Annotated in this window: 20 protein-coding genes and 1 riboswitch; of the genes, 11 read left to right on the plus strand and 9 right to left on the minus strand. The window is 64.4% G+C overall.

Translation table 11 applies throughout. The features are described from left to right. Positions 1–6 precede the first annotated feature (6 nt). The 4 genes from ACZLHH_RS00975 to ACZLHH_RS00990 are packed head-to-tail and all read left to right on the plus strand — an operon-like array spanning position 7 to position 4,815. A complete protein-coding gene (locus tag ACZLHH_RS00975) occupies positions 7–3,144 on the plus strand; it encodes an efflux RND transporter permease subunit (RefSeq protein ID WP_014645523.1) in 3,138 nt (1,045 codons plus the stop codon). A gap of 29 nt (positions 3,145–3,173) precedes the next feature. Then, complete coding sequence (locus ACZLHH_RS00980) at positions 3,174–3,872, plus strand: HupE/UreJ family protein (protein WP_008264906.1); 699 nt, start codon at positions 3,174–3,176, stop codon at positions 3,870–3,872. Positions 3,873–3,888: 16 nt separating this feature from the next. Continuing rightward, positions 3,889–4,530 carry a hypothetical protein gene (locus ACZLHH_RS00985; RefSeq protein ID WP_033835097.1) on the plus strand — a complete coding sequence of 214 codons (642 nt, stop codon included), beginning with the start codon at positions 3,889–3,891 and terminating at the stop codon, positions 4,528–4,530. Positions 4,531–4,569: 39 nt separating this feature from the next. Continuing rightward, positions 4,570–4,815 carry a hypothetical protein gene (locus ACZLHH_RS00990; RefSeq protein WP_008267212.1) on the plus strand — a complete coding sequence of 82 codons (246 nt, stop codon included), beginning with the start codon at positions 4,570–4,572 and terminating at the stop codon, positions 4,813–4,815. A gap of 88 nt (positions 4,816–4,903) precedes the next feature. Here ACZLHH_RS00990 and ACZLHH_RS00995 read toward each other — a convergent pair whose 3' ends face one another. Next, a complete protein-coding gene (locus tag ACZLHH_RS00995; protein ID WP_014645525.1) occupies positions 4,904–6,694 on the minus strand; it encodes an ATP-dependent nuclease in 1,791 nt (596 codons plus the stop codon). A 274-nt stretch (positions 6,695–6,968) separates the two neighbouring features. Here ACZLHH_RS00995 and ACZLHH_RS01000 point away from each other — a divergent pair, with 274 nt between their 5' ends. The 6 genes from ACZLHH_RS01000 (at position 6,969) to ACZLHH_RS01025 (ending at position 11,112) form a co-directional block, all read left to right on the plus strand. Beyond that, the gene (locus ACZLHH_RS01000; protein ID WP_197655310.1) at positions 6,969–7,154 is read left to right on the plus strand and encodes a hypothetical protein; all 186 of its coding nucleotides are present in this window, start codon (positions 6,969–6,971) and stop codon (positions 7,152–7,154) included. A gap of 453 nt (positions 7,155–7,607) precedes the next feature. Further along, the gene (locus tag ACZLHH_RS01005) at positions 7,608–8,183 is read left to right on the plus strand and encodes an OmpO family porin (protein WP_043034956.1); all 576 of its coding nucleotides are present in this window, start codon (positions 7,608–7,610) and stop codon (positions 8,181–8,183) included. Between the two features lie 125 nt (positions 8,184–8,308). Further along, positions 8,309–9,076, plus strand: a complete 768-nt coding sequence (locus ACZLHH_RS01010) for a helix-turn-helix transcriptional regulator (protein WP_180844578.1) — start codon at positions 8,309–8,311, stop codon at positions 9,074–9,076. Positions 9,077–9,144: 68 nt separating this feature from the next. Then, positions 9,145–9,513, plus strand: coding sequence for a VOC family protein (locus tag ACZLHH_RS01015; protein ID WP_180844579.1), 369 nt, complete (start codon positions 9,145–9,147; stop codon positions 9,511–9,513). Positions 9,514–9,636: 123 nt separating this feature from the next. Further along, positions 9,637–10,611: a Dyp-type peroxidase gene (locus ACZLHH_RS01020; protein ID WP_180844580.1), complete on the plus strand. Its 975-nt coding sequence runs from the start codon at positions 9,637–9,639 to the stop codon at positions 10,609–10,611. Between the two features lie 84 nt (positions 10,612–10,695). Further along, the gene (locus ACZLHH_RS01025; RefSeq protein ID WP_071228800.1) at positions 10,696–11,112 is read left to right on the plus strand and encodes a hypothetical protein; all 417 of its coding nucleotides are present in this window, start codon (positions 10,696–10,698) and stop codon (positions 11,110–11,112) included. A 504-nt stretch (positions 11,113–11,616) separates the two neighbouring features. Here the strand turns inward: ACZLHH_RS01025 and pnuC are convergent. The 7 genes from pnuC to ACZLHH_RS01060 all read right to left on the minus strand — a co-directional run bounded on the left by pnuC (position 11,617) and on the right by ACZLHH_RS01060 (position 20,388). After that, positions 11,617–12,186 carry a nicotinamide riboside transporter PnuC gene (gene pnuC, locus ACZLHH_RS01030; protein ID WP_012509709.1) on the minus strand — a complete coding sequence of 190 codons (570 nt, stop codon included), beginning with the start codon at positions 12,184–12,186 and terminating at the stop codon, positions 11,617–11,619. 8 nt (positions 12,187–12,194) lie between these two features. Then, complete coding sequence (locus ACZLHH_RS01035; RefSeq protein WP_180844581.1) at positions 12,195–14,384, minus strand: TonB-dependent siderophore receptor; 2,190 nt, start codon at positions 14,382–14,384, stop codon at positions 12,195–12,197. Between the two features lie 70 nt (positions 14,385–14,454). Further along, positions 14,455–14,550, minus strand: a riboswitch (TPP riboswitch). 43 nt (positions 14,551–14,593) lie between these two features. After that, the gene (locus ACZLHH_RS01040) at positions 14,594–15,718 is read right to left on the minus strand and encodes a phosphotransferase enzyme family protein (RefSeq protein ID WP_132808762.1); all 1,125 of its coding nucleotides are present in this window, start codon (positions 15,716–15,718) and stop codon (positions 14,594–14,596) included. A 125-nt stretch (positions 15,719–15,843) separates the two neighbouring features. After that, on the minus strand, positions 15,844–16,251 hold the full coding sequence (locus ACZLHH_RS01045; RefSeq protein ID WP_005411889.1) for a glycine zipper 2TM domain-containing protein: 408 nt from the start codon (positions 16,249–16,251) through the stop codon (positions 15,844–15,846). A 246-nt stretch (positions 16,252–16,497) separates the two neighbouring features. After that, the gene (locus ACZLHH_RS01050; RefSeq protein WP_107431630.1) at positions 16,498–18,489 is read right to left on the minus strand and encodes an XVIPCD domain-containing protein; all 1,992 of its coding nucleotides are present in this window, start codon (positions 18,487–18,489) and stop codon (positions 16,498–16,500) included. A gap of 111 nt (positions 18,490–18,600) precedes the next feature. Then, positions 18,601–19,371 carry a hypothetical protein gene (locus tag ACZLHH_RS01055; RefSeq protein ID WP_049398613.1) on the minus strand — a complete coding sequence of 257 codons (771 nt, stop codon included), beginning with the start codon at positions 19,369–19,371 and terminating at the stop codon, positions 18,601–18,603. Between the two features lie 378 nt (positions 19,372–19,749). After that, positions 19,750–20,388, minus strand: coding sequence for a response regulator (locus ACZLHH_RS01060; RefSeq protein ID WP_032130138.1), 639 nt, complete (start codon positions 20,386–20,388; stop codon positions 19,750–19,752). Between the two features lie 74 nt (positions 20,389–20,462). Here ACZLHH_RS01060 and ACZLHH_RS01065 point away from each other — a divergent pair, with 74 nt between their 5' ends. After that, positions 20,463–24,062 carry an ATP-binding protein gene (locus ACZLHH_RS01065; protein WP_180844582.1) on the plus strand — a complete coding sequence of 1,200 codons (3,600 nt, stop codon included), beginning with the start codon at positions 20,463–20,465 and terminating at the stop codon, positions 24,060–24,062. Here the strand turns inward: ACZLHH_RS01065 and ACZLHH_RS01070 are convergent. Continuing rightward, the gene (locus ACZLHH_RS01070) at positions 24,056–24,457 is read right to left on the minus strand and encodes a c-type cytochrome (RefSeq protein WP_032130140.1); all 402 of its coding nucleotides are present in this window, start codon (positions 24,455–24,457) and stop codon (positions 24,056–24,058) included. The two genes, ACZLHH_RS01065 and ACZLHH_RS01070, sit on opposite strands and share 7 nt — an antisense overlap. Positions 24,458–24,484: the final 27 nt, after the last annotated feature.

Here is a 24,484-nt window from a genome sequence, read left to right on the forward strand (position 1 = left end):
TCCATCATGCTAGAGCGAATCATTCGCGCGTCCATCGCGCATAGATGGCTTGTGCTGCTTCTGGTCCTGGCGCTGTCAGGCTTGGGCATCTGGAACTACAGCAAGCTGCCAATCGACGCCGTCCCTGACATCACCAATGTCCAGGTCCAGATCAACACCGAAGCACCAGGCTACTCTCCACTGGAGGCAGAGCAGCGGGTAACGTTCCCCGTCGAGACAGCCTTGGCCGGCTTGGCCAAGCTGGAGTACACGCGGTCCATCTCGCGTTATGGTCTCTCCCAGGTCACCGTTGTATTCGAAGACGGTACCGACATCTACTTCGCGCGGCAGCAGGTGGCCGAGCGCTTGCAGCAAGCCGCATCCCAGCTCCCAACTGGGCTGAAGCCAACGCTGGGCCCGGTCGCCACCGGTCTCGGTGAGATCTTCATGTACACCGTGGAAGCCGAGAAGGGTGCTGAAGAGACCTGGACGCCGATGGCGCTTCGTACCCTCCAGGATTGGGTGGTACGCCCCCAGATGCGACATCTGAAAGGTGTGACAGAGGTCAACACCGTCGGTGGCTATGTGCGGCAGTTCCACATCACGCCTGACCCGCGCAAGCTTCAGGCGTACGAGCTGACCATGCAGGATGTGATGGAGGCCGTGGCGCGCAGCAATGCGAACGTGGGTGCCGGCTACATTGAAAAGAGTGGTGAACAGTACCTTGTACGCGTTCCTGGCCAAGTGGCGGACATGGACGGCCTGCGCAAGATCGTGGTCGCCAATCGCGAGGGGCTGCCGCTTCGCGTCGGTGACCTCGCAGACGTTCACGAGGGCACCGAACTTCGAACGGGGGCAGCGACCAAAGATGGCAAGGAAGTGGTACTTGGTACTGCATTCATGCTCATTGGTGAGAACAGCCGCGAAGTCGCTCAGCGAACCGCTGCCAAGCTGAAGGAGATCGACGAGACGCTTCCAGAAGGTGTCCGCGCGCATGCGGTCTATGACCGTACGGAGCTGGTCGACCGCACCATTGAAACCGTCAAGAAGAACCTGCTGGAAGGTGCCCTGCTGGTCATTGCGGTGCTGTTCCTTCTGCTCGGAAATCTTCGCGCCGCACTGATCACGGCCGCGGTCATTCCTTTGACCATGCTGCTGACCATCTCCGGCATGGTCCAGAACCGTGTCTCAGCAAATCTGATGAGCTTGGGTGCGCTGGACTTCGGTCTGATCGTCGACGGCGCGGTCATCATTGTTGAGAACTGTCTGCGCCGCTTCGGCGAGCGTCAGCACGCCCTGGGGCGTCTGTTGACCCGGGATGAGCGCTTTGCTTTGGCCGCCAGCGCCAGTGCCGAGGTGATCAAGCCCAGCTTGTTCGGCTTGTTCATCATTGCCGCCGTCTACATCCCGATCTTTGCGCTCTCCGGCGTGGAAGGAAAGATGTTCCACCCGATGGCCCTGACCGTCGTTATCGCGCTGACTGGTGCGATGGCATTGTCCCTCACGTTCGTTCCCGCTGCGGTTGCTCAGTTTGTCACGGGCAAGGTCTCGGAGAAGGAAACCAAGGCTATGCGGGGCGTGACCAAGCTGTATGGCCCGATGCTGGAACGGGCAGTCAGTGCTCGCAAACTGGTTGTGGGTGGTGCAGCCGTTCTCACCGTACTGGCGGGTCTTCTGGCCAGTCGCATGGGCACTGAGTTCATTCCGAATCTGGACGAAGGTGATATTGCGCTTCACGCGCTGCGCATTCCCGGCACTAGTCTGACGCAAGCCATCGGCATGCAGCGCCAGCTTGAAGCGACCATCAAGAAGTTCCCCGAGGTCGATGAGGTTGTCGCAAAGATCGGCACAGCAGAGGTAGCGACCGACCCCATGCCACCGTCGGTCGCAGACACCTTCATCATGCTCAAGGATCGCGACCAATGGCCTGATCCCCGCAAGCCAAAGGCGCAGCTCATTGCTGAGCTGGAGAAGGCTGTCCGAGCAATTCCCGGCAACAACTACGAGTTCACCCAGCCCGTGCAGATGCGCATGAACGAGCTGATTGCCGGTGTACGCGCCGAGGTGGCGGTGAAGTTGTACGGTGACGACCTGGATCAGCTGGCGCAGATCGGCAGCCAGATCGAGGACGCCGCAGGTTCCATCCCAGGCGCCGCAGACGTGAAGTTAGAGCAGATCAGTGGTCTGCCTCTTATGACCATCACGCCTGACCTGGATGCTTTGGCCCGCTATGGCGTTTCGATCGACGAGGTCCAGAAGACCATCTCTGTTGCGCTGGGCGGTGAGGCGGTCGGTCAGGTCTTTGAGGGTGATCGTCGCTTCGACATCGTCGTTCGTCTGCCCGAGAACCTGCGTCAGGACACCCGGACGCTCGCATCGCTACCGGTAGCCGTCGCCCTCGGGGCCAGTTCCGGCGAACAGAGAGCGTTCGTTCCGCTGGGGCAGCTGGCTAAAGTTGAAGTTGCGCCAGGCCCAAACCAGGTCAGTCGCGAGAACGGCAAGCGTCGCGTCGTCATCACCAGCAATGTACGTGGTCGCGACCTTGGTTCGTTCGTAGAGGAGCTGCGAGAGAAGGTTGGTCAGGAGGTGCAGTTGCCGGAAGGCTACTGGATTGAGTATGGCGGTACCTTCGAGCAGCTCATCTCTGCCAGCAAGCGGCTGTCCGTGGTCGTGCCGGTCGTCCTGGTGATGATCTTCGGCTTGCTCTTCATGGCGTTCGGCTCGGGCAAGGATGCTGCCATCGTGTTCAGCGGCGTTCCACTTGCGTTGACCGGTGGCGTGGTGGCTCTGTGGATGCGTGACATACCCCTGTCCATTTCTGCAGGCGTGGGGTTCATCGCGCTGTCGGGCGTCGCCGTGCTCAACGGCCTGGTCATGATCAGCTTCATCAAGAGCCTTAGGGAACAGGGCACTCCCCTGCACCAAGCGGTAACCGAAGGTGCACTGACCCGGCTGCGCCCCGTGCTGATGACGGCCCTGGTTGCCAGCCTGGGCTTCCTGCCAATGGCCCTAAACGTTGGGGCTGGCGCGGAAGTTCAGCGCCCGCTGGCGACGGTCGTTATCGGCGGAATCATCTCCTCCACGCTGCTGACCTTGCTGGTGTTGCCGGCGCTCTATCGCCTCATCCACCGCGAAGGGGATGAGCGGAAGGAGGACGCAGCGTGAACCCGTCCATCTCAACCCCTCCCAGGAACATGCAGTTGACCATTTCCAAACGAACCCAAGCGTGGCTCTACCTGCTTGCAGCCATCCTTCTGCCTTGCGTTGCTTGGGCGCATGGCGTCAGTGAAGGCGACCAGGCCTTCCTGGAAGACAGTACCGGCCTGCAGCTCATCGCGTTCACGTACCTCGGCGCCAAGCACATGGTGACTGGATACGACCACCTCCTGTTTCTGTTCGGGGTGATCTTCTTCTTGTACCGGATGCGTGATGTCAGCATCTACGTGACGTTGTTCGCGATCGGCCACAGCACCACCTTGTTGCTAGGTGTCCTGGGCGGATTGCATGTGAATGCGTACCTGGTCGACGCAATCATTGGCCTGTCGGTTGTCTACAAGGCGCTGGACAACATGGGCGCGTTCAAGCGCTGGTTTGGGGTACAGCCCAACACCAAAGCCGCCGTGCTGATCTTTGGCTTCTTCCATGGCTTTGGTCTAGCGACAAAGCTGCAGGATTTCTCGCTCTCACCTGACGGGCTTGTCCCAAACATGCTCGCCTTCAACGTGGGGGTCGAGATCGGACAGCTGCTCGCGCTCGCAGGCATCTTGATCGTGATGGGCTTCTGGCGCCGCTTGCCGTCATTCCATCGACAGGCGTACAGCATCAACACCGCCCTTATGTGCGCCGGCTTCGTGCTTGTTGGCATGCAGCTCACCGGCTACTTCGTTTCCTGAATCTACAGAGGTACTCATGTCCATCACGCTTTCCAATCAGCTGCCCAGCACTCGCAAGCTGCTGAAATCCACCGCCCTGGCCGCTGCCGTTGCAGGGGTGATTCTGCTCACCACCGTGCTTCCCGCGGAGTACGGAATCGACCCTACGGGCGTAGGCAAGGTTCTGGGTCTGGACGCCCTAGCCTCCACTGACCAGGTAGAGGCCGTAGCTCCCCCAGTTCCGGCATCTGCTGGCAGCGCCGAAGCCGTCTCGGCGCTGTTCGAGAAGGCCAAGGTTGCCTTCGGGAGCAATGGCAAGCAGACCTTCGAACCCGCCGCTGTCTCTCTCGCCAGCACTCCTTTACGGCAGGACTCACTGACGATCGAGCTTGCCCCTGGTAAGGGCCAGGAGGTGAAGGCCCATATGGCTCAGGGCGCTGGGATGGTTTTCAGCTGGAAGGCCACGTCTGATGTTGCCGTGGACATGCACGGCGAGCGTCCCGACGTGAAGGGCCCCTGGACCAGCTACGCCGTTGAAGGCGCCCAGCGTCAGGCTGAGGGAACGTTCATTGCTCCCTTTGAAGGTACCCATGGGTGGTACTGGCAGAACCGCGGCAGCACCCCCGTGATCATCGAGGTGCAAATTACCGGCTACCAAGCCGACCTCTACCAGCCGTGACACCCGGCATAACGCCGAAATCAACCTAGGAGAAGCAACATGAAGAATCGTTTTGCCCTCATCAGCGTCCTTTTCGCTTCCATTGCAGCGTCCGCATCGGCCTTCGCACATGATCCGGCGCTTCATGCCGAGTCGGAAGTGAAGGAGGCGCCTAAGGCAAAGCCTGCTACGTGTGAACAGCTGGCTGACCGGACGAAGTTCAAGGTGGATCTTGCCGATCCTCAGACCAAGGCGCTGAAGGACAGGTGCGACGCTCAGGCGCAGTCTGCAGCCAAGAAGAAGTAGTAGGCTGCAAAGGATGGTCCGGATTGTGAGGGGCCGGACCATCCTTCCCCTTCTAACCTATATGCATACGTTGAGCTGACGCGTGGATTCAGGGCTGTGCAAGCTGACTCAATTCGGCAAAGAAGGTATGCATATCTTGGGGTACCTCTCCATAGGTTAGATTCCTGGCGACGTCTTCTCTGCTTACGCGGAATTTTTTAAGAACGGAGTTTCCGCTTATGAATATTTCTTTCCCATGCGCATCACGGATTGGTAGTGCGATATCGCTAGCTGTTGGATCAGCAGGGATAACAAGAGCGTGCTCGGCGAAGAAGGCGGTGACATCGCCTTGAGGTGATCCAGCTGCGCGAGCTATGGCGCTCGTGCAGAGGAGATGGTTCTCAATGTGCCTACGCCGCCATTTCATGGCTTTGAAATGGGGTTGTTTGGAAGTGAAAGACTTGTCGATAAGATCATTACCGACCGTCGCATGTGGCTCATCGTCGCGATCCCGAATGCTGATTGCCCGAAGACCAGGAATCTCCGCCAACAGCTGGAGGTAGAGTTGCTGCCTCTCGCCGGCAGATCCCGTCCAGTACCAAGGGACAACGTTCTTGGGCCACGCAAAGTTTGCTTGTTTAGCGATTAGCTGGAGGAAGCGCCAATCGCTCTCGGCTTCCAAGATCAGCATACGTCTGTGCTCCATCAAGGAGTGCAGGGTAGGGGTCTGGATCGTCCCAATCCCGCCAAGAACCTTGACTTTGCCCACTTCCTCTTGGAGGTACTTTGCCTTTCTTTCTGCGACAGCCAGAATTTTCCCATGATCGTAAAAGCGAATCAGTTCAGGAGAGTGTGTGGCCATCAGTACTTGCTTGTTGCGGAGGCTTGCAACGTGCCCGAGGGACATAAGCAGCTCCCTCTGCAGGGTCGCGTTCAGATGTGCATCCGGCTCATCGAGAAGAACGACGTCGACATCGGGTGAGAGTGCGAGGGCGTACACGCTCAGCCATTGGAGGAAGCCACTTCCCTCCACCATAAGGTCTCTTGGAGTGTATTTGGGGTGTCGCTTGAATGTGTCACCCTTCAGTTCACCCTTGGCGCTCTCTACACGAAGGTAGCTGTGAAATCTCTCGTTGAAAGGAACGACCCTCAAATCAGTGGCAAAGATGGACTGCATCGTGCGTAGCAGGATCTCCCAAGGGTCGTTCGAGCGCAGCCATTTCAGCGAGGAATCCTTCAACTTTCTGCTGTTTCCACGCAGGCGTTCACGTTCCCTCCTGTTGTGTTCGTGCAGATCGAATAGGACGTTGCGAATGACTCCACCCGATAGGCCTTGGCCTATCAGACGTTCTCTCATGGCAGGAGTCAGTCTGCCTTCACGATCAGTGATGCCAGCGAATGGCGGTAGATATCCCACTCGCGGGACGTTGCCATCGATCGGCTCGCCCTTTGCGTTGACGATCTCAGCAGCTACCAGATTCGTTGAAGTGGTTCGCACAAAGAGACGATCATTGGCCTGTGACAGACCTATCTCCAAGTGCCGCTCCTGTTTGTCGGGCAGGTCCCAATAGACGCCAATCTTCAGTGTATAGCCGTCGGGCTCGTCGTCCTTGCTAGTCTTCAGATTGGTCCAGAGATGGCTGAGCGATGGAATTTGCATCGGCGTGAAATCCGCAATACCCATGCCCAGGCCAGTTTTGTTCTTGGTTTGCAGCCAGCTGGATCGCCCTTTCTCGATCTCTAGCATAGTCTTGCAGAACTGCCAGATAGCGAGAGCTTGCAGAATCGAGGACTTGCCGGAGTTGTTTCCTCCAACAACAAGCGAAAGGCCTTGATCAATCTCTATCTCTGTGTCCCGAAACTGCTTAAAGCGATGTAGCGTGATCTTCTTTATATGCATGTATCCCCCCTAGAAATTTTTCATTTCCATTTGCGACGAAGTCAATGCTCAGCCGATTTCGTTCGGCGAATTCTCCGTACCCGCTACCGTAGCAGGAGGCGGAATGGAATTGGAGTGACCTAGGAGCTGGAGAGAAGATGCGCTCCCTTCAGTCTGACGGAGTAGGACAACTGCGCAGCAGGGGTAGCTGGCTAGAATTGTGTCCAATGTTCCACCACGATTGCCAGATTCTAGTTGGCGGCGCTCTATCGGGCAGACGAAGAGAGATCCTTGCATGCTGCGCAGTGTTGAGGGCAGCACATTGATTGATTTGGTTGACGGATTCGTCTGCATCGCCGCCATCTCTCAAAAGCAATGGGCCGAGGTGCTTGAGGTCGTTCGCAGAGCCAAACCAATTTCGATATCATCAGATAGTCAAGAAAATCACCTCAAACGGTGGCGAGGACATGAACGCAATTGATCGAGATATCCTGATCGTCGGCTTGTTTATCGCTTCTTTTGCCGTCTTCTTTGTCGGGTGGGCCTGCTGGCTCGCTGCGCGTCGGCGGCCTTGCCGGCGATCTGAGCGGAAGGTCTGAGTGAGCCTCAGGGCTATTCACGCCTAGATCTTCTTGGTCTCAGTGCCGCTCGCCCAGGCTACTCGGGGCGTACCCCTAGTCGGTGCCCGAGAGTGTTCCCATAGTTGGGACGCCGATGTGTTCCCATAGTTGGCGTTCAAGTGCCCAACTATGGGCACGTGGCTACAATGCCATGCGGAGTTCCCTGAACGCCAGCCTTATTTATACACCAGTCAGTTCAATATTCAGGGTTGATTAGACCCCCTAACGGATAATTCACACCTGTCGACCGCCTCCTCTCTCTCCCCCTCCCGGGAGGCGGTCGACGAAACCAAAATAATTAAAGGTGTGTCCCGATGAACAAGAATTCGCTGCTTGCCCTGGGTCTTCTGGCTGCTCTGCCGTTCGCTGCATCGGCAACCGATGGCCTGTCGTACAACTACGTTGAAGGCGGCTACGTGAACACCGATGCCAAGGGCGGCGACGCCGATGGCTGGAAGGTGAAGGGTTCCGTTGCGGTGCACCCGAACTTCCACGTCTTTGGCGACTACAGCGCCCAGGAAACCGACAAGTTCAAGAATGACGTCGACCAGTGGCGCCTGGGTGTCGGCTACAACTACGGCATCGCACCGAACACCGACCTGGTGGCCCGTGTTGCGTACCAGAAGTACGACGAGAAGCGCGGCCTGGACTTCAACGGCTACTCCACCGAAGTGGGCGTGCGCACCGCGTTCAACCCGTACGTGGAAGGCTACGTGATGGCCGGCTACGAAGATTTCAGCAAGAAGCACGGCATCAACCCGGACGGCGAGTTCTATGGCCGTGTCGGCGCCACCGCCAAGTTCAACCAGAACTGGGGCCTGAGTGGCGAAGTGAAGCTGGCCAAGGCCGGCGACCGCGAGTGGTTCGTGGGCCCGCGCTTCACCTGGTAACAAACGCCTGTCGTTAGTGCGTGTTGTGCTGGCGTGTGACTCTCTCTCTCTCTCCCACACGCCAACCGAAGCCCGGCCTCGCGCCGGGCTTCACTTTTATGGGCCCCGTGGCGCCACAATGCGGCATGGGCGACCCTTCCTCTCTTGCAGGCACCGGCACGACCTACCAGGAGCATCTGGCGCCTGCGCCGCTGCGCGGCCACTTCGGCCAGCTGTGGCAGAGCCAGCTTCCTGCCGATGCCGATGGGCACATCACCGTATTGCCCGATGGCTGCGTGGATATCCTCTGGCGCGACGGTGCGCTGTTCGTCGTCGGCCCGGACCGCGTGGCCGCGCACCCAGCGCTGGCACCCGGTGCGCAGGTGCTGGGCGCACGCTTCCGTCCCGGCCAGGCATTGGCCGCGCTCGGCCTGCCCTTGGCCGGGATCATCGGCCAGGCGGTGCCACTGGCCGACCTGAAGGGCACGTGGGCGAAGAAAGCTGCGGCTTCCATCGGTGACACCGTGCCTGCGCAGCGCCTGCAGCGGATGGCGTACTGCCTGCAGCAGCATATGGGCGCGGCCGCACTCGACACCCCGGCGCAGCGTGCACATGTCCTGTTCCAGGCGCTCGCCGGGGGTCACGCCACGCTGGATACGCTGGCGGCGCACCTGGGCCTGAGCCCGCGCAGCCTGCGGCGTTTCAGCCAGTCGCAGTTCGGCTACGGCGCCAAGACGCTGGAGCGCATCCTGCGCCTGCAACGCTTTCTTCGCCATAGCCGCGCGCTGCCGCAGCACTCGTTGGCGATGCTGGCCGCTGATGCCGGCTATGCCGACCAGGCCCACCTCAGCCGTGAGGCGCGCGAGCTTGCCAGCATGACCGCACGGCAGCTGCGCCTGGAATGGGGCCGATGATGGCCGTTTTGTTCAAGACCGCAGTGCCGCGCTGATCGAAGCTGGGGCTCCCACCCAGGAGTTACGCCATGAGCCACGCCGTACCCCGCGATGCCGAGCGCCGCATCGACAACATCGAATTCAACGTCGCCGACATCGCCCGCAGCAAGCGCTTCTACGGCGAGGTATTCGGCTGGAAATTCACGGACTACGGCCCGGCCTACACCGAGTTCGACGACGGCCGCCTGAAAGGCGGCTTCGTGTCCGACACACCGGTACGTGCGCAGGGCGGCCCGCTGGTGATTCTCTACTGCGCGGACCTTGCCGACGCCCAGCAGCGCGTGATTGCCGCCGGTGGCGAGGTGGTGCAGGCGGTATTCGCCTTCCCCGGTGGCCGCCGCTTCCACTTCCGCGATCTGGATGGCTACGAGCTGGCGGTCTGGAGTGATATGGATTGAGGTCTTCGTACCTTCGCCGGTGGACGGAACGAGAACCGCTCCGTCCCCGGTCAGGCGGTTCCGCTATGATCGCCCGCACATCGCCACACGCGATGCGCCCGCCTCAAGCCAGCAGGAACCGCCGTGAACTCCCAGCCCGCACCGATCACCGCCCTCAACCACACGCTCGACAACGAGCCGCAGCAGATCACCGCGCCGCTCACCCATTCGGCGGCGTTCCTGGTGCTGAAAGTGAAGGATGACGAGGCGTCGATCGCCAAGGCACGCGAGGTGCTGGCCAGCACCGATGACCTGATCAAGAACACCGCCATCCGTGAAATCGAGCGCACCTTCACCTGCAATGTGGCCATTGGTCACCGCGTGTGGCAGCCGTTGGTGGGCACCACGCCGCCGCGTGAACTGAAGCCGTTCCGCGAGATCAAGGGCGCGACTCACACCGCGGTGTCCACGCCGGGTGACCTGCTGTACCACATCCGTGCGCGCACCATGGACCTGATCGTGGCATTCGAGCGCAACCTGCTGATGGCGTTCGGCGACGCGGTGGAAACGGTCGATGATGTGGCCGGCTTCCGTTATTTCGATGGCCGTGACCTGCTCGACTTCGTCGACGGCACCGCCAATCCGGAAGGGCTGTCGTTGCCGGAAGCCACCATCGTGGGCGATGAAGATCCGGAGCATGCCGGTGGCAGCTACGTCGTGGTGCAGAAGTACCTGCACAATCTTGATGCCTGGCGCGCGCAGAAGACCGAGGCGCAGGAAGCGATCATCGGCCGTACCAAGCACGACAACATCGAGCTGGACGATGCACCGGCCGATGCGCAGAAATCGCACAAAACCCTGTGCACCATCGAAGACGCCGACGGCGAGCACGAGATCCTGCGCGACAACATGCCGTTCGCCAATCCGGGCCGCGGCGAGTACGGCACCTACTTCATCGGCTATACGCGCCGCCTGTGGGTAATCGAGACGATGCTCGAGCGCATGTTCATCGGCAATCCCGCGCCGCTGCATGACCGCATCCTCGACTTCTCCACCGCCACCACCGGCGTGACCTTCTTCGCGCCCTCGCGCAAGGTGCTGGCCGACCTCGGCGATTGATCGCGCCGGGCAGCGCCGCCCGCCATCTGCCTGTCATCTACCGCGCCGACCATCAGACGTTGGATGAGAGCGCAGGGGCGGGCGATGGCGATGGCAAGGAACACAACCGGCGCACGCCGCTGGTGGCGGCCGTTGGCCGCGCTGTTCGGTGCGCTCGCACTGGGGAGCGCCGCGGTGTCCGCGCAGGAGGCTCCCGCACACTGGATGGCCTATGCCGCCGCCGTGGGCGGCCAGTTGCAGCAGCGCCTGCAGCAGGAGCAGAACCCGCAGGCGCAGCGCGTGCTGGAATGGCTGCAGGCACACCCTGATGCACCGACGCCGTTGCCGGTGAGCGTGTGGATCGCTGCGGATGGCCGCATCTCGAAACTCGAATTCGACAGTTTGGGCGACGCCCAGGTCGACGCCGACCTGCGCGCGACATTGCAGTCCGCGCCGTTGCAGGCCGCGCCACCGGCCGATATGCGCCAGCCGCTGCGGCTGGGCCTGCTGCTTACCCAGTAGATCCACGCCATGCGTGGATGCGCCTGGTAGATGCCGACCTTGGTCGGCACGCGCACGCCAACCAAGGTTGGCGACTACCGGTAGGCCCCGGCCACGCATGGCGTGGCTCTACTGATCTTGCGGGTGCAGTAGATCCACGCCCTGCGTGGATGTGTTGGGTAGATGCCGACCTTGGTCGGCAGGCGCACGCCAACCAAGGTTGGCGACTACCGGTAGCCCCAAGCCACGCATGGCGTGGCTCTACTGATCTTGCGGGTGCAGTAGATCCACGCCCTGCGTGGATGCGCCTGGTAGATGCCGACCTTGGTCGGCAGGCGCACGCCAACCAAGGTTGGCGACTACCGGTAAACCCAAGCCACGCACGGCGTGGCTCTACTGATCTTGCGGGTGCAGTAGATCCACGCCCTGCGTGGATGTGTTGGGTAGATGCCGACCTTGGTCGGCAGGCGTGTGCCAACCAAGGTTGGCGACAACCGGTAAACCCCGGCCACGCACGGCGTGGCTCTACTGCGTTGCCACCTGCGGTTCACGCGCGGCTGCGCTCCACGCGCGCAGGCCGAACACGGCCAGGCCGAGGAAGAACACGTACAGCGCGGCGGTCACGTGCAGCGACTTGAACAGGTACGCACCCACATAGACCACGTCCACCGCGATCCACACCCACCAGCAGGCCACGTGGCGGCGCGCCTGCCACCACTGGCCGACCAGGCTCAGCGCGGTCAGCATCGCGTCCAGCCACGGCAGCGCGGCATCGGTGAAGGTGTGCATGGCCGCACCCAGCGCCACGCCGCCGCACAGGCCGATGGCCAGGTCGCGCAGCAGCTTGCCGCGCGCCAGTGGCACGATGCGGACGCTGCCCTCATCCGCTGCGTGCTGCCGCCAGTTGAGCCAGCCGTAGACCAGGAAGCCACCGAAGGCGACCTGCAGCAGGGTGTCCGAGTACAGCTTGGCCTCGGCGAAGACCAGCCCGTACAGCGTCACCGACAGCAGGCCGACCGGCCACGCCACCAGCCGGCGCTTGGCCATCAGCCAGACGCCGAGGATGCTGCACAGCGCGGCGGTCCACTCGAGCATGACGCCGCTCACAGCGCGAACGTCACCGACAGGCGGGCCTGTCGCGGTGCGCCGGGGAACAGGTAGTAGTCACCGCCGCTGCTACCGGTATCGCGCCAGTAGAAGCGGTTGAACACGTTGTCCACCGACAGGTTCCAGGTCACCGCACGTTCGTGCAGGCGATGCTGGAAGCGCAGGCCGGCATCGAACACCGAGTAGTCCGGTGCGCGCACACCACCATCGGCGCGGGCGACGTTGGCGCCTGCATAGCGCCAGCCACCGGTCACATCCAGGCCCTGCACGAACGGCAGCGCGTAGGCCACGTGCACGCTGGCGCGCACCTTCGGCACGTTCACCAGCTGATGGCCTTCATAGGCCGGGGTGCCGGTGTCGCGCGCGCGCGCCTGCAGCACGCTGGCGCTGGCCACGATCTGCAGCGCATCGGTCAGCTGGCCGTTGGCGGTCAGCTCCAGGCCGGTGTGGGTCTGCGTGCCTTCCTCGACGAAGGTGTAGCCGACGTCGCTGTTGTCCGGCCTGGCGTACTGGTACGGCTGCGAAATGCGGAACACGGCTGCGCCCAGCGTCAGCGCCTCGACCGGCACGTACTTCACGCCCACTTCCAGCTGCCGCGACTGCACCGACGGCAGGAAGGTGTCGGCGTTGCTGGTCCAGAACGGCGCTTCCTGGCCCAGCGAGATGCCGCGCACGTAGCTGGCATAGGCGTTGAGCTGATCGGTGGCCTTCCACACCACGGCGGTCTGCGGCAGGAAACGCGACAGGCGGCTGTGCCGCTGCGGGGTACCACGCTTGTCGTAGGCACGCTCGTCCAGGCGCACGAAGCGGCCGCCGGCCAGCCACTGCCATTCGTCTCCGAAGCTCATCCGGTCCAGCGCGAAGAACGCGGTCTGGCGGCTGTCCAGGCGTCGTGCGGACGGCCCTGGCATCTTCGGCGACGGCGCGAACACCGGCACCTGTGCGTCGTGGATGTTGCTGGTGCCGACGTACTCGTTGACGCTCGGGCGCTTGTCTACCGTGCGGCGGAAGTAGTCGGCACCGATGGTCAACTCATGGCCGACGCTGCCGGTCTCGAAGCGGCCGCGCAGCTCGGCACGGGCCTGCTGGTTGCGGCGGGTGTCGTCCGGGCTGCGGTAGTCGTAGACGTCGTAGTCGCCATTGGGCGCGAAGTAGTTGCCCGGCACGCTGCCATCGGCACACTGCGTGGCGTAGTAGCAGCCGTAGGCGAAGGCGACGTTGTCATCGATCACCGAGCGGCTGTGGCCGACCGAGACGCGCGACTGCCAGGCATCGTTGAAGTCGTAGGTGTGCAACGCGGTGATGTTGGTGCTGGCGATATCCACCGGGCGCTGCCACGGCTGGTAGCCGAGCAGGAATTCGCGATCCACGCCGTGCGGCAGCTCACGCGCGCCCAGCAGCTGGTAGCCGGACACCGAACGCTGCGAGCTGGTCTGGTAGTTGGCATCCACTTCCAGCTTGCCGCGTTCGCCAATCAGCCAGTCGGCGGCCAGCGAGTAGAAGTTGCGACGGCCATCGGCGTGCTCGACGTAGGAATTGCTGGAATCCCATGCGGCATTCAGGCGCAGGCCGAAACGCGGGGTGATCCAGTGGCCGACATCGACGGCGACGTAGCGCGAGCCTTCCGAGTCGGTACCGAGCGTGGCGGTGCGCACTTCGGCCGGGCGCTTGCCGATGTAGTTGATGATCCCGCCGGGCGCCATCACGCCTGCGGCCAGGCCGGCTTCACCCTTGAGGATCTCCACCGACTGCACGTTCTCCAGCGCCAAGCGCTGTTCGCCGGCGATGGACAGGCCGTTGAAGCGGTAGCCGGTGGCGGCGTCCAGGGCGAAGCCACGGATGGCGATGTTCTGGTAGTAACCCACCGGCGCATACGCATCGCCCAGCGAGGCATCGTTGCTGGCCAGCTCGGACAGCGAACGCACCTGCCGGCGGTCGAGATAGTCGCGCTCGAGCACGTTCACCGAGGCCGGGGTGTCCTTCCAGGACCCACCACCGAAGGCGTTCACGCGTGAGGTATCGGCCTTCGGTTTGCCGGCCTGCACGCGTACCGCCGCCAGTTCGGTGGGCGAGCGCTCGGCGCCGGTGGCAGCCGCATCGGGGGACGCCTCGGCCTCGCTGGCGTGCAGCGGCAGCGCGGCGCAGAGGGCGAGGGAGAGCAGAGTGGGGCGCAGGCAGCGGTTCATTCGGTTCGTCTTCGGACAACAAGGGAGACGAAGCGACGGCGCGCAGGTGCACCGGCCCATGACGGGGGTGTGGCTGCGGCTCAAAGCTCCCTACGCCGGTGCAAACCGGATCAGGTTCCAAGGGACTCTCTCAGCCTGGCAGATCCAGGCACCCCCGCTTCAGGTGACCATTTCACTACAAATGGTACGGATTTGCGAGCCGGTGCCCTTCAGGCTGCCGCGTGCAACGCCTGCAGCAGTGCCTGTCCCGGCGCGCTGTGGAACCACGCCGGATGCCCCAGCATGAACGGCTGCCACGCCACATCCGCGTTTGCGGTGGAGCCAGTGATGCCTTCGAAGTACTCCACTTCGGACAGTGCGAAGTCGAAATGGACCATCGGCAGCAGGTCGGCCAGCAGCTGCACGCGTGCCGCCGACAGCGGCAGCACCTCGCGGTAGCCGTCGAGCAACGCCAGTGCGATGTCGATGCGCACCGCCTCCATGCCGCGCTCCAGTTCCAGCCACGCCACTGCGTTGCGCTCGATCGCGGTGGCGAGGTCAAACAGTGCGCTGGTGGGCGAAGCCAGGCCGAAATCCAGCACGGTGCTGACCTGCCCGTCGCGCCACAGCAGGTTGGAGACATGCCAGTCGTTGTGCGCCCACAGCCGTGGCTCGTCGCGCAGGCGCTCGGCCAGGCCCGTGTGCCAAGGCAGCACGTCGCGCTGCAGCTGTGCTTCCCACGGAATGCGCGCGAGATAGCGGGCCAGCCCCGGTCGTGTGGGCAGTTCGGCTTTGATCGCGGCGATGGGATCGTCGGCGCGGATCAGATCGTCGCGCGCGACCAGCAGATGGGTACTGCGCTGTGGCGCGTGATAGCTGGCGGCGGCACGGTGCAACCGGGCCAGCATGCGGCCGGCTTCGCGGGCCTGCGCGACATCGGTCAGCAACGACCACGACACGGCATCGCGGTACAGGTCCTCGCCCACGCCCACGGCATGCAGCTCGAAGGTCCATTCGCCGTGCTCGACTGCGGTGTGGCCATCGGCTGCCGCAAGCAACTGCACCACCGGTACGCCGGCGGCAGCGAGATGGGCGATGAAGTGGTGTTCTTCTTCCAGGCAGGCCGCACTGCGCACACTGTGGTGGTGGCGCTTGATGAACACCGCGCCGCCCCTGCCATTGACGATGGCAGCGGCCGAGAGTGGCCGCGGGCTGTGCCAGTGCGGATGGCTGTCCGCATCCAGCTGCGGAAAGCGCCGGCGCAGCCACGCGAGGTCTGCGGTGCTGATCGGCGGCCAGTCGGCAGCGACCTCGTCGTTGTTGAGGCCCTGCACCCGGTGGAAAGAAGAAGTCATGCCGCAGCCCCAGTGGGGAAAATCACATCCAAGGCTGCGCATTCAACGCCATGGCCGCGGCCAACGCAAACGGGCGGGTCATCGACCCGCCCGTCCGTGCATCGGCATGGGGGATGCCGCGCTGCTTACCAGCCGCGATGGCGACCGCGGTCGTGGTAGTAGCGGTTGTCGTAGTAGCGCTCGCGCTGCCAGCGACGGTCGTCACCGCGGTCGTAGTAGCCGCTGCGGTAGTAGCCACGGTCGTAACGGCGATCGTAGCGGTCGTCGTAACGGCGATTGTCGTAGTAACGACGGTCGCGGCGGTCGGAGGTGGTCAGGTTGCCGATCGCGCCGCCAGCCACGGCACCGCCGACAGTGGCAGCGGGATCACCGTTGGAGAGCAGGTTGCCGGCCACGCCACCGACCACGGCGCCGACCAGGGTGCGCTTGTCCTTCCTCGACATCGCGCTGGCATCGCTGACCACGGCCACACCGGCCACCAGTGCCAGAGCCATCGCCAGACCGCGGAAGCTGAGTGCGGAAGTACTGAGCATGTTCGTTCTCCTGTGAGGTGCATGCCACGCTGGGCAGGGAGGGCGCGGGGCGCCCCGGCTGCCGTGATGTCCACGCTGGCGTTCCAACATTGCCGGAACATTGCCTGGTCCACCGTGCGGCTTGCGCATTCATCTAGCGGCAGGCGGCATGAAGCAAGGCTGAAAGCGGCCCCGGCCGCTCAGCTGGCAGAAAGGGAAAGGGCCACGCGAACGTGGCCCTCCCTTCTCTCCCAAGGTGCCGCGGGCTTAGACGCCCATCGCCTTCTGGGCCTGCCGGGCCTGCTCCTGCTGGGCGTCCTGCTGCTGATGCAGCACGTTCGGCGCGCCCTGCACGGCACCGCTGCTGAGCGCCAGGCTCTGCTCGCTGGCGGCACGGGTCTCCACCGCCACGCGGCTGGCGGCGGGGTCGCCGATGGTGCCCTGCACGGCGAACAGGCGCTCACCGTTCGGGCTGGGCACCACCGAGTCGATGCGCTGCAGGCCGGCGGCATGCGCCTCCTTGGTCAAAGCCGCAGCAGCGCTTTCCAGCGTGTGGCGGTCCTTGAAGGTCCCGGCCGGCAGCAGTTCCAGACCCTTGCTGGCCTGGATGAACAACGGATTGCGCGGGTGCCGCTCGTCGTTCAGCAACGGCCGTTCGCGTGCGTCCTTGATTGCCTCCAGGGTCTTCGCCCCGACAATGCCGTCGACCACCAGGCCGTTGTCCTTCTGCAGCTGGCGCACTGCCGCGTCGGTGTTGCGGCCGAAGCGGCCATCTTCGACCAGCGGCTTGCCGTCGGCGCCGACGTAGCCCAGGTGGCCCAGCTGCTCCTGCACCTTGCGCACGCCCTCGCTGTGCGCGCCCGGCTTGTACAGTTCGGCGTGCGGCGTGGCAGCGGCCTTGTGCTCGGCCGCAGGCTTGCCCTGGGTCTGCTCGTGGGACTGGGTGCGGTTTTCCAGCAGGTCGCGGGCCTTGGACAGCGGATCGGAGGCGTACAGCTTCCAGTTCGGGTGGTCCTTCACCTGCTTGAGGTAGTCCTCCACCGGCATGGTGTGCACGCCCTTGCTGCCGGTGGACTGGCTGATCAGCAGCTTGTCGGTGTTGGGGTCGCGCACCACCATCACGATGTGGTCGATGCCGTTCCAGTGCTCATGGCGGGTCTTGGCCGTATCCAGGCCGATGATCATGCCTTCCTTCAGCGCATCGGGCTTCAGGATCGCGTCGCGGTCCAGCAGCACGCCGGACTGGTCGAACGCCTTGCGCACGATGCCACCGGAACCGAGGTTGCCCAGGTCGATGCGATCAGCCTTGCTGAACACCGCGTGCCCGGCCTTCTGGTTGATCTCGTCCATGGTCCGGTTCTGCAGCGTGCCGACCCAGCCGGAACAGTCGATGTAACCCTGCTCCACGTTCTTGCCGGTCTTGCCCGGTACGTACAGTGCGTGGCCCGGAATGTTGATGGCGTACTTGACGTCGTCGTACTTCACGCCGGCCTCGTAGGCGGCCTGCAGTTCAATGCCTGGCTTCGGTGTGGCAGCTGCCGTTGCGGTTGCCGCCAGCGTGGCTGCACCCGCCGCCACGGCTGCGCTGGCCTGCGCAGGTGCTGCCGGGGTCTGGCCCTGGCCCTGCACTACCGCCTGCGGTTCGATGTTCTTTTCCGGAATGCTGATCGCTGCGTACTTGTGGATGTAATAGCTGGAGAACGTCCGCGCCAGGTCGCCGTCGTTCATCCCGCGCATCTCGGCCAGGGTGTGGCCGGTCAGCGCCTTCGCGTCGGAGCCGATCTGGTTCAGCACGTTGCGGCGCATGTTGATCTCGTCGCCGTGGCTGTTGCGGACCACACCGAAGGTGCCGGTGGCAATGGCAGTCTGCACCGAGCCGTAGCCGGCGCTGCCCTGCTGGTGGGCCAGGTACAGGTCCAGTCCGGTGGGCGTGTTGCCCCCGGACAGGTACGGGTTGCCGGTGCGCTCGTTGCGGCGCGCCATCGAGTCCAGGTTGTCCTGGTACATCTGTGCGGCCGCTTCGGTGTTGCGGGTGGGGTCGAACTCGTGGCCGGTCAGGTGGTACTGGCGCGCGGAGCCGGGCACGAACTGGAACAGGCCCTTGGCGCCGGATGAGGTGTTGTGGGCGCGCTCGTTGAAGGTGCCGCCGGTCTCGATGTGCGCGAAGCGCATGAAGTCATCCACAGGGATGCCCTTCTGCCTGGCGACCTGCTCGACGATGTCCAGGACTTCCTTTCTGCTGTAGTCATGCTGTGCCATGACGTTTTCCTCGGGGTTGATGGAGCGGCGCGTGCCGCGAATCGCCAACCGGACTCATCCGTGAGTCAAGAACATGTCGGTCAACAGGGAACCCGCGCGTGGCGGGTGCTATCAGGGCGCGACGTACTGCTGGGTCGCGCTGTCGAAGGTGTAGTGCACGGCGTCGCCGGCACCCAGTGCGCGGGTCTTGCCGGGGCCTTCGATGGTGGTGCCCTTGAAGGTCACGGTCAGTCGCGGCAGGCCGTTGCCGTCGGCAGCGAAGGCCAGTTCGCCATCGCTGTCGGTGCAGGGCATCACGTTGCCGTCGTCGCAGGCGGCACTGTTGTCCTCACCCGTGCGCACTGAACCGACATAGCGCCAGACCTTGCTGTCCACGTCGTCTTCGCTGCGCCTGGGGTTGAACAGCAGCAGCGCATAGCCGGTGCTGCTGATGCCGCGGTCGAAGCTGCTGGTCGGCACCGCCAGCAGCAGGCGACCATCGGCCGTGCGATGTTCAAGCGGCTTGCGCCGGGTATCGACATCGTCGGCCTTGTCGTACGCGCCCAGTGCGCCGATGGTCCATTCCTGGCCACGGAACTTCCATGGCTTCCTGGCGTCGGTGCCGGCCAGCACGAAGGTGGCCTCGGCAAGGTTGGCGCGGTCATCCGGACCGGCCGGCGTCTGCTCGCCCGGCTTGCCGTAGTGCTCGCGGGTATCCCAGGAGAACCCCGTGTAGTACGTGGTGCCATCGAGAGTGAAGGTGTGGCCGAACCAGAAGGTCGCCACGCTGCCGTTCTGGACCTCATAGGAGGTCGCGCCATCGCCGTCCACCTGGTAGGTGAAATACATCACGGTCGGCGCGTCGGGCGGGGTGGCGGCGGCATCGGGGGTGGGGGTCTGCATCGGGGCAACATCCTGTCGGGGCGCATTGGCAGCCTGCGCAGGGGCGCCGGGCTGGGAGGACGAGGGGGCCGGATCGGCGGCGCTGCAGGCGGCAGCGGAAAGAGAGACGAGCAGGCACGCCGCGAATGCGCGCAGAGGCCGCAACGGCAGGGTCCAACATAGCTTGGGGGGATGATGCATGCGCCTCTCCATGGTCAGCGTTGCCGGGCCAGACGGCCGGCAGGAAACCGCGCCACGTCCACCAGGAACGGGAGCGAGGACATGAGCCGGTCGATTCCTTCGACCTCGCATTGAGAACTCATGCCGGACCATCTTGGCACAGATCGGCGGCCGGTCAAAGAGGGCGGTGGCAGCTGCCCTTCTTGTGTGATCTGGCTCTCAGATCTTGCCGTCGCGCAGGTAATCGAACAGCTCGGCGTCGCCCTTGAGGCCCAGTTTGAGCATGGCGTCACCCTTCTGCCGGCTGATGGTACTGACGCTCTTGTGCAGCTGCAGCGAGATTTCCTTCACGGTCATGCCGGTGCCCAGCAGCCGCAGCACCTCCACCTCGCGTGGCGACAGTGGCTTGCCGTCGCCCTCGCGCATGCGCCAGCTGCCAGCGGCCTCGACCCGCTCGCGCAGGCTGCGGCTGATGTAGGGCTGGCCCCGGTAGACCGCCTGGATGGCCTGTGGCAGTTCGTCCATCGACGAACTCTTGTCGACCAGGCCGAGCACGCCGCTGTCGAGCACCATGCGCAGGATCGCCAGGTTGTTGGAGACACTGAGCATCAGCACCGGCAGGTCGGGATGACGGCGGCGGATCATGCCGATCATGGCGAAGCCGTCGGCCTGGGGACTGCCCGGCATGGAGTAGTCGGTGACCAGCAGGTCACAGGGTTGGCTGCCGAGCAGGGCCATCAGCGCCTGCGCGCTGTCGGCTTCGCCGACCACGCGGCCCACCCCGCTCGATTCGATGACGGCACGGGTACCGATACGGACCACCGGGTGGTCGTCTGCGATGATGATGCGCAAGCTCATGCTCTAGTATGGCCACCGGGCACGCCGGACCGCGACCATCGCGGTTCCTGGCAGATTCTAGGAGATCAACGCCGATGCGTAGCTGGGCTGTTCGCGGGCTGGTCCTGCTGCTGGCCGTGCTGGTGCTGCCTGCGGCGCTGGCACAGGCAGTGCCTGGGCTGTTGCCGCTCAGCCCGCTGCAGCGCGAGTACCTTGCCGCGCATCCGAGCATCGTCGTGGGCCAGTATGACAGTGGCTGGCCGCCGTTCGAGTCCCTCCGTGATGGCCAGCAGGTCGGCCTGGGCCCGGATTATCTGTCGCTTCTCGCCCGTCAGCTGGGCGTGAAGGTGGAGGCACGGCGCTATCCCGACTGGACATCCGTGCTGGATGCGGCATGTCGTGGCGAGATCGATGTAGTGATGAATGTCGGTCTCAGTGCCGACCGCACCCGCTGCATGGTCTATACCGCCGCCTATGGCGAGGCACCGCTGGCCCTGGTGGGACGCCCGGATGACCTGCGTGCCTCCGACATCCCCGACCTGGATGGACTGCGGGTGGTGATCGAGCAGGACTTCCTGACCGGCCCGCAGGTGCGGGCGCGCTTTCCCCGGGCACGACAGCTTGTCGCAAACAGCTCGTTGGCGGCGCTGGAGATGGTCAGAGACGACAAGGCAGACGTTTACATCGGCAATGCCTACGTGGCCACCGAACTGATCGCACGCGAGGACCTGCAGGGGGTCGTGCTGCTGCGTCCCAGCGATCTGCCGCCCGAACGGCTGCACTTCGGTGTTCCCAACAGCAAGCAGCCGTTGGCCGAAGCATTGGACCTGGCACTGGCTGCGACCAGCCAGGCCCAGCGCGATGCCCTGGTGCAGCGCTGGCTGCCACCTCCGCAGTGGTCGGCATCGGCACAGCTGGCGTTGAGCCAGGCCGAGAAACGGGTATTGGAGCAGCCGTTGAAGATCGGCTTCGCGCCGAACGCGGCGCCGCTGTCGTTCGCGGACCAGGATGGCAACCCCAGTGGCCTGGCCAGCGAATACCTGCGGCGCCTGCTGCAGGCTGGCGCCAACCTGCAGGTGGAAAACAGCCACGACTGGTACGAGGTACGCGAGAAGGCGCGCCGCGGCGAGCTGCAGGCGGTGATGGGCATTCCTGCCGATTCTCGCTACCTGGGCCCGGACTGGGTGTTCAGCCAGCCCTTCATCAGCGTGCCGAACGTGATCGTCAGCCGGCGTGACAGCCCGGCGTTGCTGGGCCTGTCCGACCTGCAGGGCAAGCGGGTGCTGCTGTCCGATCCGGAACGTGTGCGTGGCTATGTGCTGCAGCAGGCGCCGCAGGCGCGGATCATCGCGGCACGCAGTGCGGAACAGGCCCTGCAGCGCCTGATCAATGGCGATGCCGATGCCTACGTAGGCAACCTGGCACTGGTTGACCATCTGCTGCGCAACCGCTTCCCGGGGCGCCTGCAGGTGGCGGCACCGGCAGGTTTCAACGATCAGCTGGTGCTGGCGGTTGAGCGCCGCCATGCCGCCCTGGCCACCACCTTCGACCGCCTGCTGCTGCAGATGACGCCGCGCAAGCGCGAGGCCCTGCGCGGGGACTGGCTGGCCGTCGAGTACCGCAACGGCCTGGACTGGAACAGCGCGATGCGCTGGGGCGTGCCGCTGCTGCTGGTGCTGCTCACCGCGCTGCTGGTGCACGCCATCGGGCATTGGCGGCTGCGCCGCGAGGTGGCCGGACGGCGTCACCTGGAACAGCGCCTGGCCGAAGTCACCGACAACCTGCCTGCCGTGGTCTATCAGGCTCGCCGCGCGGCAGACGGAACCCTCAGCTTCCCGTTCATTGCCGGTGACCTGCAGGCGTTGTTCGGGATCAGCCGGCAGCAGGCCGAACAGGACGCAATGTGCCTGCTGGAGCGCATCGAGGAAGACGACCGCGAGCACATCCTGCATGCGGTCGAGCAGGCGGCGCGCCAGTTCGCACCGCTTGTTCTCGAGTTCCGGCTGCGACCTGAAGGCACCGGCGCGCGCTGGGTGCGCAGCCAGGCCCATCCCTATGCGGCGGAAGCGGGCGTGGTCACCTGGAGTGGATACTGGGTGGATGTCAGCGAGGCGCGTGCACAGGCCGAGGCCCTGACTGCGGCCAAGGCCGACGCCGAACAGGCGGCGGAGGCGAAGTCGCGTTTCCTGGCGACCATGAGCCATGAAATCCGAACGCCGATGAGTGGCGTGCTGGGCATGCTGGAAGTGCTGGCGCATTCGCCGCTGGATGCCGAGCAGCAGCGCATCCTCGGGGTGATCGAGGATTCGGCGCAGATGCTGCGGCAGATCCTCGACGATATTCTTGACTACTCGCGGCTTGAGGCCGGCGCGCTGCGCCTGGAACCGGTGCCGCAGCCGCTGCGGCCACTGCTGGAAAGCGTGTGCCGGTTGTTGTCGGCGCAGGCCAGTGCACGTGGGCTGGACCTGCACGTGCAGATCGACCCGCAGCTGGCGGCCGCGCACGAAGTAGATGGCGTGCGCCTGCGCCAGATCGTGTTCAACCTGCTCAGCAACGCCATCAAGTTCACCGTGCGCGGCGAAGTGCGGCTGCAGCTGGACGTGCTGGGGCCGACCGCCGAAGACGGCAGCCAGCCGCTGTGCCTGAGCGTCACCGACACCGGCATCGGCATCGCGCCGGAACAGCTGCAGCACCTGTTTGCGCCGTTCACTCAGGCCGGTGCCTACATCCAGCGCGACCATGGGGGTACCGGCCTGGGCCTGAGCATCTGCCAGCGCCTGGTGCAGATGATGGACGGCGAGCTGGAGCTGCACAGCACGCTGGGCGAAGGGACCCGCGCCGAGGTGCGGCTGTCGCTGGTGGAAGCCGGCAGCGGTGATGTGGAAGCGCTGGTCGCCGAGCAGGAACAGGCCTCGCTGCTGCCGCCGGCGCTGCGCCAGGCGCGGGTGCTGGTGATCGAAGACCACCCGACCAACCAGGCGATGATGGCCTGGCGACTGCAGCAGCTGGGGGTGCCGCATGTGATGGTCGGTGACGGCCAGCAGGGCTTGGATCGGCTGTCGTCGGAGAGTTTCGATCTGGTGATCACCGACTGCCGGATGCCGGTGCTCGATGGCTTCGGTTTCACCCGCCTGCTGCGCGAACGCGAGGGCCGCAACGGCCAGCCGCGGCTGACCGTGCTGGCGCTGACCGCCAGCGTGCTGGATGACGATGCACGGCGCTGCCGCGAGGCCGGCATGGACGAAGTGCTGGCCAAGCCGCTGTCACTGGCCACGCTGCGCACCGCACTGCTGCGCTGGTTGCCGCAGGCGCAGGGACAGTCGTTTGAGGAGCCGCAGGCCGAGTCCGCCGTCGACGATGCTGGGGCGCTGCCCGATCTGGACAGCCTGCAGCGGCGCTTCGGCTCACGTGCGGTGGCCGAGCAGCTGCGCGACAGCCTGTTGCAGGCCAGCGAGGGCGATCTTGCCGCCGTGCAGCGCGCGCTGCAGGCTGGAGATCGCGAGGCGGCCGCACTGCACCTGCATCGTCAGGCCGGTGGGTTGGGCGCGGTGGGAGCGACAGTGCTGGCCGGGCAGGCCAATGCGTTGGTGGAGCGTCTGCAGGATGCGGCGGAAGCCGATGTGGCGCCGTTGTTCGCGGCGGTGGCGGAATTTGTGGCACGGCTGCAGCGACAGCTGCAGCGCCTGGCTCACTGAGCCGACTGCTGCTGCAGGTAGGCGATCACCAGTGCGCGGCGTTCGGCGCTGGGGAAGGCGTTGTACATGCGCGTGCCGGGTACCACGTGGGTGGGCGACTGCAGGAACGCATCCAGGGTCTGCGCGGTCCAGGTGATATCGGCGCGGCGCATGCCGTCGGAATAGCCATAGTCCGGCAGGCTGCCAGCGCGGCGGCCGATCACGCCGTGCAGATTGGGTCCGAAGCGGTGGATGCCACCAGGTTGCACGGTGTGGCAGCCGGCGCACAGCTCGAACGCGCGCTGCATGGCCTGCTGCTGCGCCTGTTCCGGCGTGGCCGGTGCCGCAGGCGGGCGCTGGCAGGCCGTGGCCGCCAGGGTCAAAGCAATGGTGATGAGCAGGCGGAAAGCACGCATGGGCGGGCAGGATAGCGACGCAGCGGG

The sequence above is a fragment of the Stenotrophomonas sp. 28608_Sma genome (assembly GCF_056486185.1).

Coding starts and splice junctions, on each gene's coding strand:
- ACZLHH_RS00975 (WP_014645523.1), top strand. CDS start 7: ATGCTAGAGCGAATCATTCGCGCGTCCATCGCGCATAGATGGCTTGTG.
- ACZLHH_RS00980 (WP_008264906.1), top strand. CDS start 3,174: ATGCAGTTGACCATTTCCAAACGAACCCAAGCGTGGCTCTACCTGCTT.
- ACZLHH_RS00985 (WP_033835097.1), top strand. CDS start 3,889: ATGTCCATCACGCTTTCCAATCAGCTGCCCAGCACTCGCAAGCTGCTG.
- ACZLHH_RS00990 (WP_008267212.1), top strand. CDS start 4,570: ATGAAGAATCGTTTTGCCCTCATCAGCGTCCTTTTCGCTTCCATTGCA.
- ACZLHH_RS00995 (WP_014645525.1), bottom strand. CDS start 6,694: ATGCATATAAAGAAGATCACGCTACATCGCTTTAAGCAGTTTCGGGAC.
- ACZLHH_RS01000 (WP_197655310.1), top strand. CDS start 6,969: ATGCTGCGCAGTGTTGAGGGCAGCACATTGATTGATTTGGTTGACGGA.
- ACZLHH_RS01005 (WP_043034956.1), top strand. CDS start 7,608: ATGAACAAGAATTCGCTGCTTGCCCTGGGTCTTCTGGCTGCTCTGCCG.
- ACZLHH_RS01010 (WP_180844578.1), top strand. CDS start 8,309: ATGGGCGACCCTTCCTCTCTTGCAGGCACCGGCACGACCTACCAGGAG.
- ACZLHH_RS01015 (WP_180844579.1), top strand. CDS start 9,145: ATGAGCCACGCCGTACCCCGCGATGCCGAGCGCCGCATCGACAACATC.
- ACZLHH_RS01025 (WP_071228800.1), top strand. CDS start 10,696: ATGGCGATGGCAAGGAACACAACCGGCGCACGCCGCTGGTGGCGGCCG.
- pnuC (WP_012509709.1), bottom strand. CDS start 12,186: ATGCTCGAGTGGACCGCCGCGCTGTGCAGCATCCTCGGCGTCTGGCTG.
- ACZLHH_RS01035 (WP_180844581.1), bottom strand. CDS start 14,384: ATGAACCGCTGCCTGCGCCCCACTCTGCTCTCCCTCGCCCTCTGCGCC.
- ACZLHH_RS01040 (WP_132808762.1), bottom strand. CDS start 15,718: ATGACTTCTTCTTTCCACCGGGTGCAGGGCCTCAACAACGACGAGGTC.
- ACZLHH_RS01045 (WP_005411889.1), bottom strand. CDS start 16,251: ATGCTCAGTACTTCCGCACTCAGCTTCCGCGGTCTGGCGATGGCTCTG.
- ACZLHH_RS01050 (WP_107431630.1), bottom strand. CDS start 18,489: ATGGCACAGCATGACTACAGCAGAAAGGAAGTCCTGGACATCGTCGAG.
- ACZLHH_RS01055 (WP_049398613.1), bottom strand. CDS start 19,371: ATGCAGACCCCCACCCCCGATGCCGCCGCCACCCCGCCCGACGCGCCG.
- ACZLHH_RS01060 (WP_032130138.1), bottom strand. CDS start 20,388: ATGAGCTTGCGCATCATCATCGCAGACGACCACCCGGTGGTCCGTATC.
- ACZLHH_RS01065 (WP_180844582.1), top strand. CDS start 20,463: ATGCGTAGCTGGGCTGTTCGCGGGCTGGTCCTGCTGCTGGCCGTGCTG.
- ACZLHH_RS01070 (WP_032130140.1), bottom strand. CDS start 24,457: ATGCGTGCTTTCCGCCTGCTCATCACCATTGCTTTGACCCTGGCGGCC.